Raw genomic sequence first — 15808 nt, 5'->3', positions numbered from 1 at the left:
GATTACTCTTTTTCCTTTTCGATAAAGTTGACGACTGGCTCAGCCACTTTTTTGGGTGCAAGCGGATCTTCTTGGGTTGGTTGGGGCTGACTTTTAATTACTCAGCGACGCATGTAAACTACCCGCACTTTGGCCCAGCGATCGTGAAGAGCAAGCCGATCGGGGTGGAAAAGCGATGAGATAAACAAAAACATTTGACCAAAAATTACGACCGAGCTAAAGGTCATCAAAACGCCAATTCGAAAAGATTCAAAATTGTCAAAAACTGCTTTGTTTTGTGAATTGGTGGCGAATTTAATGATTAAACTGTGGTTAATCAAAATTGTTCCTGAGACAAGCAGGAAGATTCAACTAATTGACCAAAACGACTCGTGACGTAAAAGCGCTTTTCAAAGCGGACCGCTCTGGGCGACCACCTTGATTCTTAGTAAATACTTACCTAAAGTAGCGCCACCTAAAATAATCGGACAGACCAAAAACAAAACCAGCACGCTTAATACGATTAGAAAGGCGTACAAGTAAAAAAGGTAAGGATCGGCAAAACGTCAAGTTCCGTTGTCCTTGCGCAAAAAAACTCACGTTCAAACACCCGACAAAAGAAAAAGCAGTCCATAGTCAAACGCCAAGGCGATTAATCGGCGTCAAAAATGGCTTGTTTTCAGTTCTCTATTTTGGTTTAGCATGGCTTAGTTTAAAGTGTCCTATACAACTTAAAATATTCATCCCGACTAATCGCCTTGCGAAACGCTTGAGTTTCCGAATTTTCCCGGCGAAAGTAGGGATTGGTTTTAAAACGAGGTTGGTAGTAGTTGGTTCACTGGTTTTGTAAAAATTGGCGGTACTTCTCTTTTAAGCGAGCGTTGTCAGTTGCCGTAACAAAGCCCGCCAAAATCACACTTAAGTGGTAAAAACTGAGGTAATCTAACTCAGCGGCGTACTTAGCAGGTCCGTTTTTTTCAAATGCTTTCCTTCACTCAACTCACTGTTTAGCGATTGAAAGCGGAGTTACCTCGCTAAACAAATCGTTGCGAAGACGAACAATTTTAAGGTCGGAATTGACGTATGTCCGAGCCTTTCCCCACGCGCTTAGGAAAAAATTAATCGCGAACCGCGAATTAACCGTTTGACGAATTTCGGCTTCTAAACTTGAGTTTGACAAAATCTCGCGGCGGTAAATTTTGTTGAAATCAAACGGGTAAGAGTAGGCTACAACTTCTGGCCGGTCAACAAGATTGACTTGTTGAGGTTGGTTTTGCCTAATCTTGCCTTTAAAACTAATTGGACTACGCATTGGAGCGCGAAACTCGATGATGTCAGCCGGTTTATTTTTGATTAATTTGAGCAATTGACTAACTGCGTCGCGAGCAAAGAAATTGGAAGAAGAGGTAATCAAAACGTATTCGCTACTTGCTTTTTCAATCGCTTCTTGGAGAGCTTTAGTTCGCCCGATTCGACGGGTGTTGTATACCAAGGCGATTCTGTTTTTGAAAAAAAGCCGAAAAGAGTCTAATACAGCCAAGTTGTTTTCAATGTTGGAATCCAAAACGATCACGATTTCAAAGTCCTGCGCATCTTGGTGCTGCATAGCGTTTAAGAATTTGCGCAGGACTTTGGCTTGCTTGTAGACCGGGACCAAAATTGATAATTGCATGGGAAAAAGAGGCTTCACCTACCAATTTAATTCTACCATTTATAAATGCGGCGTTTAGGCCCCTAACAGATGTCTAAAACAACCAAATTTTCAATGTGGTAAGTTTGCGGAAAAAAATCAAAGGCTTGATTAAAAACTACTTGGTAATTAGTCAAAAGGTCAATGTCCCTTTTTTGTGTTTCAATTTGACAAGATAAGTAAATTATTCGTCGCGCCTTGCTGGCGTTGATAGCCCGGCAAACCGCCGGAGTTAGTCCGGCCCGGGGCGGATCAACTACGATCACATCGGGCTTTATTTTAGTGTGGGTGATCCACTGAGTGACATCCTGGCAAATTAAGGTCACGTTTTTAACTTGGTTAATTGCTAAGTTTGCTTTTGCGTCTTGACAACACACTTTGTTAACTTCAACCGCGTAAACCGATCGCACGCGGTCTGACAAACAAATCGCGATTGTAGCTAGTCCGCTGTAAAGATCAAAAACTACCGCCTCAGCCGAAACAAAACTTTGCATCATCTCGTAGGCCTTGGTCGCCATCTCTTTGTTTACTTGGTAAAAAGAATCAAGCGTTACCCGGAATTTTTTGCCTAAGAAAGCGTCGTAAGTAGCGAGTTTGGTGCCAGGCGGACCGGCAATTTCCTCTTCAAGTCTTCTAATGATGTACTTTGGATAATGCTCTGGGTAAGCACCGAAATCAATCGCCATCAAATCAAAACTGGTTTGGTCGGGTTTAAAAATTTGTCGACGGTACCGTCCGGGCGCTTTAAAACCACCGTGCGACAAAACAACTTTGTTGCGGTAGTAAGTTCTCTTGCCAACGATAATGGGTGCTAACTTAGTGCCGAAAACGCTTTCAAGTTGACTTTGTTTAAAACGATCTTGAGCCTGCGAATTTAAATGCGCTAAGTGGTATACACCCAGTTTAGTCTTCGGATGATCAAGTGGCAAAGCTCGGTCAAGCGAGCAATTTAAAAGTTTGACCGCACGCCCATAACCGTGTTTTTTAAACTGGTAAAAAATGACTACCCGCGCTTTTTCGCCGGGCAAAAGTTGCTCAATCCAAAAAATCTTGCCGTTTCACTTGACAATCCCTAGTCCTTCGCGAGTTAAGCCTTGGCAAGTTAAAAACTGAACTGGGCAAAAACGGCGGGGAAATTTATTCTTAAATTTTTTGGAACTCATGGGCTTGGTTTTCTAAAATTCGTTTGGGCAGTAGTTTTTTGATTAAGTAATAAACTAGAATCATGGCTTGAACATCGTTTTGGCAATAGTTTTTAAGATCCTCAACTTTTTGGTCTCACTCGCGGTCACCGATTATCCCGAGTGCGCGCTGGCAAGCCACGTCCATAGCTTGCATTCCGTTTTTAATGTTTAAACTTTGGTAATTAACAATTCGGTAGGGAAGATCAGGGTGGTGAGCGTGAATGTAATGCTCTAAAGTTTTGATTGAAGATTTGCCTCTTAGTTCAGGAATTAAAATCGGCGGCAAATACCGGTAACTGTTAACTTGGAAAAATTTAGCTAAATCAAGGCATTTTTCTTGAATTTGTTTAACCATCTGACTAACCGAGTGGTAACTGGGGTGGTTTTTAATTTTTAACCTCAGCAACATTTCGTTCAAACGAGAGTGTTCGTAGGAAGCGTTATAAACTACGTAAACGTCGGCCGAGGGATCGTAAATAGCTTGGATGATTTTGACAAAGTCCTCAATTGTAAGGTAGCGCGGATCAAAAACGTGATTGTGGCGCTCAACCTCTCTTTCTTGATCGGTTTTAATCAATGAAATCTGGTAAACCACTTGGGTGAAGGGTAAGTAGTGATCAAGCGGGGCAACGGGCAAAGTGTAAGCTTCAAAGTCGTACCAAACGACTTTTCTCTCTTTGACTAGGCGGATTTTGTTAACTATTTGAGTTGTTAAAACGTTCTCAAAAAATAGCGGTCCGTTAGCTTTAAGAATTTTGCGAACAACCAAACTCTCGTGAGCGATATCGCCGAGCGATAAGTGTTCATGAAAAAACTTCTTGACAATTATGCGGTTGTTTCAATTGTGAAAAACAGGGTTAGCAGTTAGCTGAACCACTTCTTTCCAGTGCGTGCAGTAGCAAAGCTGTTTGCCAAAGTAACACGGTCGGAAGGGCAACAAAGTTTTCTGCGCGGCGGCGCTTATAATTTGATCCAAATAAAAGTTGAAACTAGCAAATTCAAATTCCGCCGGTCTGTTTTCGATTAAAAACTCGTACAAAGTTGGGTTTGGCCCCTTAGCGCGACTAACTTTAGCACGCTGTAAATTAAAAAAATCTGTTTCCGAGGCGATGCTAGCTTTGGGCGAACTTTTGTTGAGGTTGATTGTGGTTGTTTTAAAAAAATCTACTTCGCCACGGCGGTAGTTTTTGCTGGCCACGATGTAAAGCACAACGTCCTTGATCGGAATATTTAGTTTGAGCATAACTTGGACATCAAAATAAATTTTGTACAAGTCGCTGCGCTTGGTTGAAGTTGACAATTTGATAAAAGCGACGGTGGCAGTTTTTTTGTCATAAAAAATTGGGTTAGCCAAAACTTGGTAGTTTTGGTAGTCAAAACTTCAAACCGGGTTGTAAATAAACTCAACCTCGGGATCTTGGTAGTATTTGTTAGTTTGGTTAATTTTTTTTTGACTTTCGCCAGCACTTACCACTTGAAATCCAGGGTAATTTTCGATTAAATGCGCCAAAAATTTGCTCATTAAAATTTGGTGTGCACGAGCAAAAACCGCTTCGCCAAAACTTAAATCGTTATCAAGGAAAGAGTCTTCGTCAAAATTAAATTCTTCGCTTGGTAAAACTTCTGTCTGGGGAAGCGGGTTTCAAACTAAGTAAGGTTGGGAAGAAATTAGTCGTTTGAAATGAATGGAAGTGATTGGATGGCTCATCTATGGATCATTTTTCTTACTTTTTAGAGGATTTTTTGGCAAAACGCTTGTCTTTTTTAGAAGATGGTTCTTTTTTCTTTTGGGTGGTTTTAGCGATCTTAGTGGTCTTTGGCTCTTTCTTGCTAGCGACTTTCGCGTCAATTTCCTTAATGATTTCCTCAAGGCTTTTGTCCGACTCTAAAATTTTAGCCGGCTTGATTTTGTGGGGTGGTCGCTTCTTAAACTTGTGAATGTACTCAATTTCTTCCGAAACAATCGTTTCTTTTTCCAAAAGTTCCTCAGCAATCAAGTCTAGTAAATCGCGGTTAACTTTTAAAGTCGCGATAGCTTTCTGCTCGGCTAGCATAATTAATTTACGAACCGCTTCATCAATCCGTTCAGCCAAAGCGTCTGAATATTCGCGAGCGCGGTAATCTTGCCCTAGGTACTGCGGACCGTAATCTCGTTCGTAAGCAATTGGTCCCAAATCAGACATACCGTACTGGGTAACCATCGCACGGGCGATGCCAGTTGCCTTTTCAATGTCGTTAGAAGCGCCGGTGGAAACTTCGCCCATCCCATACATGATTTGTTCCGCGGCACGACCACCCATGAAAGATATGATTTTAGCTTCAAGTTCTGATTTAGAGTAGTTGTACTTTTCTTCCCGCGGTGTCATCAAAGTGTAACCGCCGGCGTGACCACGGGGAATAATGGTAATCTTTTGAACTTTTTCGGCCGAAGCAACTTTCAAACCAATCACGGCGTGACCCGCTTCGTGGTAAGCAATCATGCGCAATTCTTTGGGAGTAATCACGCGGTGCTTTTTGGCTGGCCCGGCTGCCACCCTGTCAATCGCCTCATCAATTTGTTCAAGCGTAATAATGTTGGTGTTCTCGCGAACCGATAGTAACGCCGCTTCGTTAATGATGTTTTCCAGTTGAGCACCCGAGTAACCTGGCGTACGTTTGGCGATGCTTTTAAAACTAACGTTGCTAGCGATTCGTTTACCTTTGGCGTGGAGACTTAAAATCGCTTCCCGTTCTTTCACATCTGGGTTGTTGACGGTAATTGTGCGGTCAAACCGACCAGGTCGAAGAAGAGCCGGATCTAACACGTCGGGACGATTAGTAGCGGCGATAATTAAAAGACCAGCGTTTTCTTCCATTCCGTCCATCTCAACCAAAATTTGGTTCAGTGTTTGCTCGCGCTCGTCGTTACCACTTAGGGATGAGCCTCGCTTACGACCAATCGCATCTAACTCGTCAATGAAAAGTATCGCTGGGGCAGCTTTGCGCGACTCTTTGAACATTTCACGCACGCGCTTAGCGCCTAGACCAGCAAACATTTCCACGAAGTTAGAACCGGAAATGAAGAAAAACGGTACGCCGGCTTCACCGGCAGTTGCTTTGGCTAGCAAGGTTTTACCGGTTCCAGGCGGACCTCCAAAAAGAATACCTTTTGGGACGCGCGCTCCTGCTGCGCGGTACTTCTGAGGATGCTTGAGAAAATCAACCACTTCAACAATTTCTTCCTTGGCCTCCTCTTGACCAGCTACGTCGCTAAAACGCTTTTTACTAATAATCTTTTTAGCTTGACTTTTGCCGGGCGACATAATTGAATCGGTAATGCCTCCGCTTTTGCGCATCATTCAAACAAAAAATCCGATCAGAAGTAAAGCGGGCAGCAAGGTAAATAGGGCGCTGACAAATCTATTTTCGGTTGGCGGACCCGCACTAATGATTTTGACTTCGTTAGGAGACCCTTTGACCGCGTCTCCCAACAATTCTGAAAGAATACCTTCTTTAAGGTAGTCGTTCATTAAAATCGGGTCGGCCGAAACAACATAGTCTTCCTTCTTGTTATCAACCACTTCAATTACGTAAATTTGGTGGTTATAGCGATTAAACTCTACTCGCTCAAAGTAATTTTTGTCACTAGTATTCTCGGCGTTTATGGTCACCCTCTGGCTAAAGGTAGTCACGTCTTTGGCGTTTTTGCGACTGCCAAACCCAAAAAATAACCACCAAGCTAAAACGACTAGTCCGACAATCAAAAGCGTCGAAACGATGAAAGACGACCAGTTAAATTTCTTGGGATTGCCCGAAGTTGGTTGACCAGGTTGGTGATGAGCCATCGATGCTTACTCCTTAGAACTTAATTGAGCGGCGAAGGTTAACTTTTATAGACGGTCAATAAAGTTAAGTAATTATAACCAAAATGAGTTTAAACAATCTATTGGTCGATTTTCTGAAGCAGTTTGCGAATGTTTTGCTTGTAAATTTCTACGCCCGGTTGGTCAAAAGGATTAACGTCGTTTAAATAAGCGCTCATAGCGATCGCTCTTTGAAAAAAGTAAACTAACTGACCAAAAACTTCCGGCTGGAAAGACTTAATTTTAATCGTGATAATTGGCACTTTACCGACGTTAAAATGGGCTTCCGAAGTGGCTCGGTAAACGACTTGATTAATTTGGTTGAGCGTTAAATTAGCCACGTAATTAAGACGGTCGGCATTACGCGGATCGTTAAACATTTTTAAATCAAGCAGAGGGTTTTCCACGACTAGCATCGTCTCAAATAACACTCGTGAGCCGCTTTGGATAAACTGACCAAGCGAATGTAAGTCGGTCGAGAAAACTGCCGAAGCAGGGAAAACGCCTTTACCGTTTTTGCCCTCTGATTCGCCAGCTAGCTGCTTTCACCACTCTGAAAAAGCTCGCATTTGTGGTTCGTATTGAACCATCAGTTCAACCGGGTATTTCTTAGCCAAAATGTGGCGCGCCACGGCGTATTTGTAAGCATCGTTTTGCTCCAGACTAGTTGAACGGTAAAGTTTGTAACCTTTTCGAGCACCTTTGGCGATTAGATCAATGTCAATTCCCGCGCAAGCTAGCGGGAAAAGTCCGACCGCGGTTAAAACCGAGAATCGACCTCCGATTTGGTCGGGAATTACTAGCGTTTGCCAAGAGTTTTCGCGCGCCATTTCAATTAAGTGACCGCGGTTGGCATCAGTGGTGGCGATAATGTACTTGTGGGCGTTAAAGTGGCCAACTTTGCTTTCGAGCAATTTACGCACGATTTTAAATGCGACAGCCGGTTCAAGCGTTTGACCCGACTTAGAAATGACGTTAATGGCAAAATTCTTATCTTCAAGATAAGCTAACTTTTGGGCTAAATCGGTAGAGCTGAGCGATTCGCCGATAAAAATAACTTCCATATCGGCTGTTAGCGACATGGTTCCCAGCATCATTTCTAAACCGGCCTTGGCGCCGGCAAAAGAGCCGCCAATCCCGACAAGCACTAAAACATTAACGCCCTCATTCTTGAGACTCTTGACGATATTTTTAATCGTTTGAAACTCGGTTTTTTTAAACTTATTGGGCAAGTCTTTCCAACCCAAAAATTCGTCGCCCTTAACTTGGTGGGTCTCCATCCTCTGAGCTAAAACAGCCACTTTTTTGTGGTAACTAGGCAAAGCGTCTAAAACGCCGCTCTGGGATAAATCTAACTTAATCATTGATTAGACCTCGGACAAACTTTTTTAAATTGCTAAAACCGTGGCGCGTGGGAGCTATTTTGAACTCAAATGGATTGCGCAAAAAGACGGGCACAATTTTTTTTCATGACAAAGCCAGTTTTTGACTCTTGGGGTCAACTCCTAAAACGTAAAAATCGTATTCATTACCGACCTTAAACATCTTGTCTAAGCGGTAAACGTAGTAGTCAGAAACTTGCGAAATGTGCAGCAGTCCCCGGCATCCGTCGGTTAACTCCACTTCTAGGTAAGTCTTCCACAAACTAGTGACTTTCCCGGTTACGATACTGTGGGCTCTAATTTCTGTTTCGGTTGTTTGTTTCATATATCTTCTTTAATTCTTTTCCTCTTGAGCGGCGTTAGGTAGTGGTACCCGTTTTTAAATTTCTGGTTAGTTTGCCAATCTGATCCAAAAAAGCGCTCAAGTAAGTAAGGATAATTTCTAGCGCAAGGAAGTTTCATTTGGTGAAAACTGACTTCAACCGTCTGCGGGTCAAAGTGCACTATTCACGAACGCTTAACTGACTCTCCTCGTTGGCCAAGCAAGTAAAAACCGCTGGGTTGGTGGTCGTGTAACTCTTCAATCGCACTTCATAAGTTATCGGCGTAGGAAAACCTTTTTTTCAGTCAAAAGTTTTTTCAAGAACGAAACCGTTTAACTTTTTCGGTTGTGCTGGGCACCAAAATTCTAATTTTTATGTGCTGACTTTGCTTAAGTCAATTTTTCCGATCCCAAACATAACTAGCTCCGAGCTGTTTGTAACGCGGGTCTATAAAGGAGTCAACCACCTGCTGCGGAGCAATTTTTGCCAATTGGCGGTAACTTTCCACGCTCATTAGAACCTCTAAGTGCGAGCTTAAGAGAGAAAAACCGCCGTGGCGATGGGCGCTGAGCAAACTTGCGCCGTCTAAAACGTACCAAACTTGGTTCTTCTGACAAAGATTAGCAAAATGTTTGATCAAGTCAATTTGTGCTTGGGTTGTTTTGCGCATTTGAAACGATAAAATTATAATGTCTGGGCAGTAAATTAGGTTAAAAATGTTGGCCGCAGCAACTCACGATTATGAGCGGTCCTTGTTATAATTAAGCAACCTAAGATAGCCCACCAGTAAAGGAAGATTAAACATATGAAAAAAAGGACTAAAAAAGCTATCATCATCGGCTCGTCCACCATCATCGTGGCCGGCGTGGTTGCGTCAATTGCTGTACCGCTTGTTTCAATTTATAGCCAGCCTGAGTTTAATTACCAATCAAAAGATAAACTTTACGATGACGTGCTGGGAGAGACAGTTGAGCAGACGCTTAACAAGCAAGGTCAACAAGAGAAAATTCAACTGGATAAATTTGATTACCAAGTTGCTTTTTACCTTTACGACTTTGAGCAAAAAGGTTCGCTTGAACTTCAAAAACAACACTTTAACTGGGACATCTACGAACTAAAACTTAAAATTGAGGCCGAAAAAGAAAAAGTTGAGGAAAAGCAAAGTGTGATTGAAGAGCGGATCCGAGGTTACCAAGATGACATTCGCAAAATTGAGGACAAACTAAGTGCTTTAAACAGAGAAATTGGTGCTGCTGAAGGATTGGATTACGAACGTGATCGTTTTGCGAGCGAGTATCCTAAAGTACTTCTACCGCTGGAAAAAGTTCGTCAAAAAAGAGAGACGGTTTATAACGACAGCAAAGAAAATTACGTCAGCAAATTCTCAACTCGCCAAGAGGGACTTAACGCTTGACCAGATGAAAGAAGAAGGCTGTACAATAACGCCGCCACCGACAAAGAAGCAGTTGACTATTTAACTCACAAAGAAATCAGCGAGAACTCTTTCGCACAATTCAAATTTAAAATCAACAGCGATTACACTTACGAACAAAAAAGAGCCCAAGTTGACGGACAACCAATTTTCAGTTTCCTCAAAGATGCCGTTGAGAAAAAATACGATGAGACAGAGGCTCCTCCTTTGGAAGAAGTTGAGGACACACGTAAAAAGGAAAAAGTCTACTTTACCGGCACAAACTCACGTATCCCTAGTCGTTTAGCAATTAACTTCTCATCCGAAGGGCAGCAGTCAGAAGACGCTCTTATCCGAGAAGTTCTTAGTCAAAATTTAATCAAAGTTAACCACGCTCTTATCGCGGCCAAACAAAACAATTCTGGTTCATCGCTACCTTGGACTTTTGAAAAAGATAAAAATGTCGTCAAAAACTTGCTTTCATTTTTTGACCGCGGTGAACGTCGCGTTCTAGAGTTGGTTCCGAACCTTTTTGCAACTGGTTCTGGAGAGTCAGAAGAATCTAACCAGGAAGAAGTTGAAAAAGACACCGCCATCTTTATTGACTTTTTCTCAAACGACGACTCAGGAAAAACCAAGTACGGATCGCTGGGCATAAGAACTGTTACCGACTATGTAAAAGAAATGGTGCCTGGTTTTTCTTTCGGAATTTTGGCGATTCTTAATTCGCCCGAACTACCAAGTGATGACCCGCGCAATGGCAAAAACTACCTCCAAGATTTAGTTGAAAACATCGAAAAAGGTGCCCAAGAAGCTTGGAAAGATGACCAGCCAACTAACCAAAAAGATTTGGTTGAAGCGCTGAACAACTTAGGGGATGCCGACACCCAACGAATTTTTGGGAAAAGTTTTCGAGATACTTTTGACCCAGAAAAAGATGGACTGGAACTTTATTACCCCGCTGGTGAAGGTTCCCACGTAGTAATCTCTAAAAACGGTGTTCACGCTGTTAAAGTGACTAGTTTTGACGAGCCGGCTAAAATAAAAGCTGAGATTGAACGTGATCTAACCCAAGTTGCTCAAGATCAAGAAGTTAACAAAGCGGAAACAAACTGGTCTAACCTTTTCAACAATCACTTCACCCAGCATTTTCGGATTGACTTTATCATCCGCGAGTATAACCAAGGTGATGCTCTTAAAAACTTTGTGCTTGAGCAAGACAAAGAAATTAACTGAAACGACATCGTTAGACTAGTCGGATCAATGAAAAACGCAAACTCTTGGGAATCAGCTAATAACGCCCTAGGCAAAAAAGTGAAAGAGTTTTACATCGATTCGATCGACAAAGAACTTAGAACGATCGACCCTACCTTGCGTCCTGAGGAAGTTTATAATGTTCTCATCAAAGAAACTATCTTACCGACTCGAGAGGAAAATGATGCTTAAAAACCGAAAACTTTGAAAATTGGCGCTTGGCAGCATAGTGCCGGTAATGCCGCTTGGCTCTTTGCTAGCTTGCGCAGCTGAGTTGAGCGACGAGGATTCCGAGCTGCTCAGAAAATTCACCTCCAAAGAGGGTCTTAATTACTTAGAAAAACTTTGGTTCCAAAAAGTCACCGACATCCAAGGTTTGCAAATTAACCATGAATCGCCTTGACAAAATGCCACTATCAAACGTTTGATTAAGTTCTATTTGTCCCAGCAGTTAACAAATAACGCCGACTACTTAAATTCGTTAGGATCGCAACTTCTCAAAATAACTGACCAAGAGGGTCAAGCCGTTTATAACACGACCGAGGATAACATCAATAACTTGACCAAGATCGGTTTTTTACGCCAGTATTTGAATGGTTACGAAAACGACTTTTTTGAGCAAACTTACCTAGAAGGCTCTGACCAAACTCGAATTGAAAGAATTAGTCAAATTTTGATGTCAGAGTTGGCAATTGGTTTTGCTAACACAATTTACAAACATTTAATCGTGTCAGAATACCAAAAACTAACACGTCAAGAGTTTGAAACTCTTTACCGCAAGCAACACGAAGACGATGAAGACACCAGCGAAAAAGAGTACAAATTCCGCGCAATTGAGAAAGAAATTGATCCGGGCGTGAACTTTCTCCTAACTAAAAACTTACTAAACAAACAACTGTTTTTCAAATGGGAAATTAAACTTGACTCCGAAAAGTCCAATTTTTACATCCAGGACAAACTCGGTGAAAATAAATACCCCTATTTAAGTGACGCTGTTAAAGAATTTATTCCGGGTGCAGAAGGCGACGAAGCTCTCCAAAAATTAATGTCTTGAAGCGAAAGAAATAAAAAATTACCAACTCAAATTTTCAACTTGACGAGTTTCGTGGCTGAAGTTGAAAAACCCGAGCAAGAGCCAGGTGATAACGGAAACAAAGAACCAGAACCTGTCGTTGAAGATAAAGAGCCAGAGCCTGTTGTTGAAGATAGGGAACCAACTGAAGAAGACAATCCAGTTGACCAGCCAGACGAGAATGACAGCGGTTCTGATTTGGAAAGTTTTGCTGCTCGTTTGCTTAAATACCGAGCCGAAGACGATGAAGTTCCGAAGGAAAAAATTAACCTTAACCTGAACAACTTCTTCGCTTACAAAGGTATTTCTAAGCAAGATTCTGGACGGGGAAAATTGCGGTTTGGTAGCTTGAGTTGGTTTAAGAAAGCAACTAGTTCCGATTACTGGTACGGTTTTTTGCAAGAGAGCGACCTAGTGACGAAAGACATTGAGTTTTTGTCTAAAAAGGAAACTTCCTTCCAACTAACCCAGATGCTGGGCATCATGCCAATTTGAAGAGAAGAGAAAATTACTCTCAAAGGATCGATTTTCCAAGGACTAGAAGACCAAGCCGCTTGAATGCTATATTCGCAAGACGACACTCTCTACACCGAAGCTTTACGATACTTTTCTGACAAGGAAGAAAAGGGCGGTCGAAATATCAAAATTGTCGTTAACAACGAATTTTTAAGAAAACGCCTAATTGATAGAGGTCTGAGTTACATCCAAGACGACAAGGATTAATAAAACACCACCGAACACTTGCTGCTCATTATGGCTGCTACGTTTCCGTCCTGACCAGGTTCTGAGCCCACAAATTCCGGTGGCAAAAAAATGATAGCAAAACTTTAAAATGTCTTAGTTGCGTTGGGTGAGTTAAATTAAAGATGGAATTATGTGCACGTGAGTGTACATAATTTCTTGTCCGGCTGGCTGTCCGTTATTAACAATCAAATTAAAACCTGAAACCCGCATACTTTTAATGGTCTCAAGAGCCAGTTGACGAGCTTTATCCATTAAATACTGGTAATCTTTGGAGCCGATGTCAATTAAGTTGGTTGAGAATTTTTTGGGTACAACTAAAAAGTGTCCGGGACGAGCTGGTCGAATGTCCTTAAAAGCCATCACATGATTATCCTCATAAATTATTTTGGCCTTAACTTCTTTACGAATAATTTTTTCAAACAGCGTCATTTGACTTCCTTTCTTAGAACTTATTATCCAATAATTTCTAGGATTTTGGTGGCAATTGCATCTGAATCGTTGTCACCGATGATTGTTTTAGCAATCGCTTTGGCGCGCGTAGTGCCGTTTGACATAGCAAAAGAATTATTAACTGCTTGGAGCATTTCTAAGTCGTTATCTGAATCACCAAAAGCGATCATTTTTTCCACTTGACAACCAACTAAAGCGCACAAATCATCTAAACCGGTTTTTTTATTGACGCCCGGAGGGTTAAGATCAACGTAAGTTTGGTTAGCGATCGCAATGCTAGCTTGCTGACTTAAATGGGCTCCTAACTCTTTGGCTAATTTTTCGGCGTTATGCTCGTCTAGCCGAAAAGCGACTTGCATGACTTTTTCCTGCTCGGCTTTGGTTAAAAGGTCGTTTTGGTTAAGTTCGTAATTACTTTGAAAAACAGCCTTTTCAACTTGGAAAACTCGTTCAAACCAAGGGGGTCTAAGTGGCTGTGCGCAAACAATCCCGCGGTACGGCGCTTTGTTAGTGTGCAACGTTACGAGCGGACAACGCGGACCAGCTATTTCCAAAGCCTCTCGGACGACTTGGGCAGGTAAACTTTTTTTGAAGTAAAACTTTTGTTGATCAACGTCGTAAATGTAACTACCGTTATTGCAAACTAAATAATCAACTAATTTTCGCTGAGAAAAAAGGTTTCTTAAGTTAGCGTAAGGACGACCCGAACAAAAAACGATTTTGTGGCCTTTTTCCCGGGCTTTGACAAGCGCTTTAACGGTTGAAACGTTAATTTCACGCTGACTGTTTAAAAGCGTGCCGTCAATGTCAAAAACAAAGTATTTACGCATCTTGCTGACCCTTAATTCTCAGGTGAGGAAATAGTAAAACTTGCCGAATCGAATCTTGTTCGGTGAAAAGCATTACCAAGCGATCGATGCCAATTCCGCAACCTCCCGCCGGAGGCATGCCGTGTTTAAGTGCGTTAATAAAATCAAAATCGATTTCATTAGCTTCTTCGTTGCCCGCCTGACGCTCTTCCAACTGCTTTTCAAACCGAGCTAACTGCTCGGTAGGATCGTTTAATTCCGTGAACATGTTAGCGAATTCTTTGCTGGCGATGAAAAGTTCGGCTCTTTCCACAAAACCCGGCTCTTGCTTACAATCAGCAGCGAGCGGCGAAATCTCAACCGGGTAATTAGTCACGAAGGTCGGCTGAATCAAAGTCGGTTCAACTAAAAGTTCAAATAACTCATTAATAATGTGGCCCGTTTTAAAGTAAGGCAAAATTTTAAGTTTGTGGTTTTGGGCGACCTGACGTGCTTTTTCAAAACTGATCCCGTCAAAATTAACGCCCGTTGCCTTGCTAACCGCGTCAACCATTTTTAAACGCTTAAACGGCTTGTTCAAATCAATTAAGTGCTCACGGAAACGGAATTTATCGCGTTTAAGTTGGGACGCCAAAAACTTGAACAACTTTTCGGTTTGACTCATCATCCCCTCTAAGTCGGAGTAAGCCTGGTAAAACTCAACCGAAGTAAATTCAGGGTTATGGCTAGTGTCAATTCCTTCGTTGCGGAAAAGTCGCCCAATTTCGTAAACTCTTTCAAAACCGCCGACCAAAAGTTTTTTAAGTGGCAACTCTGTGGCGATCCGCAAGTAAAAAGATTGGTGAAGAGTGTTGTGGTAGGTGGAAAAAGGTCGCGCAGCAGCTCCACCTAAAACCGATTGTAAAATTGGTGTTTCAACTTCTAGATAGTCTTGTTTGTCAAGGTAGTTTCTGAGCCAAGAAATCAGACGGCTGCGGGTTCAAAAAATGTTTTTGACTTCTTGGTTACTCATCAAGTCTAAGTAGCGGTGTCGGTAACGCTCTTCTACGTTAGTTAAGCCTTTTCATTTTTCGGGCATCGGTCTTAGCGTTTTAGTCAAAACTTTTATTTCCAACACGCGAATGGCGATTTGTCCAATCCCGGTTTTCATAACTGTTCCCTTAACCCAAATAATGTCGCCCAAATCCAGCAGTTTAGCCACGTTTTGAACGCCCTCTAAATCTTTAGCTAAGTAAATTTGGACAGCCTGATTTTTTTCGTTTAAGTTAAAAAAAGGCCCACGCATAGAGGTAATACGTCCGGCCACGCTCGTTAAAATGGCACGACTTTTTAACTCCTCTTGACTTAAGTGTTGGTATTTTTTAAGCAAACTTTTGTGGTTGTCTTTAACGGGTAAGCTTTTGTGGTAAGGGTTAATTCCCAGTTGCCTAAGTTTAGCGCATTTGTCTAGACGAACTTGCTCTAACTCATTAATGGAACTGTGAGATTTAGTAGTTATTTGCATGAAACCTCGGTTAGTCGCTCAGTGCGAAATGGCGGATAGTGAGGGATTCGAACCCTCGCGAGTTTTAAACTCCTACAGCATTTCCAATGCTGCCTCTTAACCACTTGAGTAACTATCCGACTAATATCAAAATCATAACATCGTTTATAAACTAACCACCCCTT

At 42.0% G+C, this 15808-nt stretch carries 13 protein-coding genes, 1 tRNA gene and 1 other RNA gene; 2 read left to right on the top strand and 13 right to left on the bottom strand.

Annotated elements, in window-relative coordinates; translation table 4 throughout:
- Positions 1–2: 2 nt before the first annotated feature.
- From CSE00_RS01555 to CSE00_RS01520, 8 genes are all read right to left on the bottom strand, one after another.
- Positions 3–683, bottom strand: coding sequence for an RDD family protein (locus CSE00_RS01555; protein ID WP_127942832.1), 681 nt, complete (start codon positions 681–683; stop codon positions 3–5).
- Positions 684–691: 8 nt separating this feature from the next.
- Positions 692–1651, bottom strand: coding sequence for a glycosyltransferase family 2 protein (locus CSE00_RS01550; RefSeq protein ID WP_127942831.1), 960 nt, complete (start codon positions 1649–1651; stop codon positions 692–694).
- Positions 1652–1713: 62 nt separating this feature from the next.
- Entirely contained in the window at positions 1714–2832 is a 1119-nt protein-coding gene (locus CSE00_RS01545; protein WP_127942830.1) for an RsmD family RNA methyltransferase, read from the bottom strand.
- Complete coding sequence (locus tag CSE00_RS01540; protein ID WP_127942829.1) at positions 2813–4561, bottom strand: DUF2779 domain-containing protein; 1749 nt, start codon at positions 4559–4561, stop codon at positions 2813–2815. The genes CSE00_RS01545 and CSE00_RS01540 overlap by 20 nt, the downstream gene beginning before the upstream one ends.
- A gap of 16 nt (positions 4562–4577) precedes the next feature.
- On the bottom strand, positions 4578–6677 hold the full coding sequence (gene ftsH / locus CSE00_RS01535) for an ATP-dependent zinc metalloprotease FtsH (RefSeq protein WP_127942828.1): 2100 nt from the start codon (positions 6675–6677) through the stop codon (positions 4578–4580).
- 98 nt (positions 6678–6775) lie between these two features.
- Entirely contained in the window at positions 6776–8059 is a 1284-nt protein-coding gene (locus tag CSE00_RS01530; RefSeq protein WP_127942827.1) for a glucose-6-phosphate isomerase, read from the bottom strand.
- Entirely contained in the window at positions 8052–8402 is a 351-nt protein-coding gene (locus tag CSE00_RS01525) for a S1 RNA-binding domain-containing protein (protein ID WP_127942826.1), read from the bottom strand. The genes CSE00_RS01530 and CSE00_RS01525 overlap by 8 nt, the downstream gene beginning before the upstream one ends.
- Positions 8357–9070, bottom strand: a complete 714-nt coding sequence (locus tag CSE00_RS01520; RefSeq protein WP_127942825.1) for a hypothetical protein — start codon at positions 9068–9070, stop codon at positions 8357–8359. Before CSE00_RS01520 ends, CSE00_RS01525 begins: the two co-directional genes overlap by 46 nt.
- Positions 9071–9205: 135 nt before the next feature.
- Between CSE00_RS01520 and CSE00_RS01515 the strand changes: the two genes are divergently transcribed.
- Both CSE00_RS01515 and CSE00_RS01510 read left to right on the top strand, forming a co-directional pair.
- Entirely contained in the window at positions 9206–11257 is a 2052-nt protein-coding gene (locus tag CSE00_RS01515) for a hypothetical protein (RefSeq protein WP_127942824.1), read from the top strand.
- Positions 11250–12860, top strand: coding sequence for a hypothetical protein (locus tag CSE00_RS01510; RefSeq protein ID WP_127942823.1), 1611 nt, complete (start codon positions 11250–11252; stop codon positions 12858–12860). Before CSE00_RS01515 ends, CSE00_RS01510 begins: the two co-directional genes overlap by 8 nt.
- Here CSE00_RS01510 and ffs read toward each other — a convergent pair.
- The 5 genes from ffs to CSE00_RS01485 form a co-directional block, all read right to left on the bottom strand.
- Positions 12860–12948, bottom strand: an RNA gene (gene ffs / locus CSE00_RS01505) — signal recognition particle sRNA small type. The genes CSE00_RS01510 and ffs overlap by 1 nt on opposite strands.
- 44 nt (positions 12949–12992) lie before the next feature.
- A complete protein-coding gene (hinT, locus tag CSE00_RS01500) occupies positions 12993–13310 on the bottom strand; it encodes a histidine triad protein HinT (RefSeq protein ID WP_127942822.1) in 318 nt (105 codons plus the stop codon).
- Between the two features lie 23 nt (positions 13311–13333).
- Positions 13334–14161, bottom strand: coding sequence for an HAD family hydrolase (locus CSE00_RS01495; RefSeq protein ID WP_127942821.1), 828 nt, complete (start codon positions 14159–14161; stop codon positions 13334–13336).
- Positions 14154–15644: a lysine--tRNA ligase gene (lysS, locus tag CSE00_RS01490; RefSeq protein WP_127942820.1), complete on the bottom strand. Its 1491-nt coding sequence runs from the start codon at positions 15642–15644 to the stop codon at positions 14154–14156. The genes CSE00_RS01495 and lysS overlap by 8 nt, the downstream gene beginning before the upstream one ends.
- Positions 15645–15673: 29 nt before the next feature.
- Positions 15674–15762 (bottom strand) — tRNA-Ser (locus CSE00_RS01485).
- Positions 15763–15808 lie beyond the last annotated feature (46 nt).

This window comes from Mycoplasma sp. ATU-Cv-703, assembly GCA_004011965.1.
Lineage (GTDB): Bacteria > Bacillota_I > Bacilli_A > Mycoplasmatales > Metamycoplasmataceae > RYZV01.
This window is presented reverse-complemented; position numbering and strand designations above follow the sequence as displayed.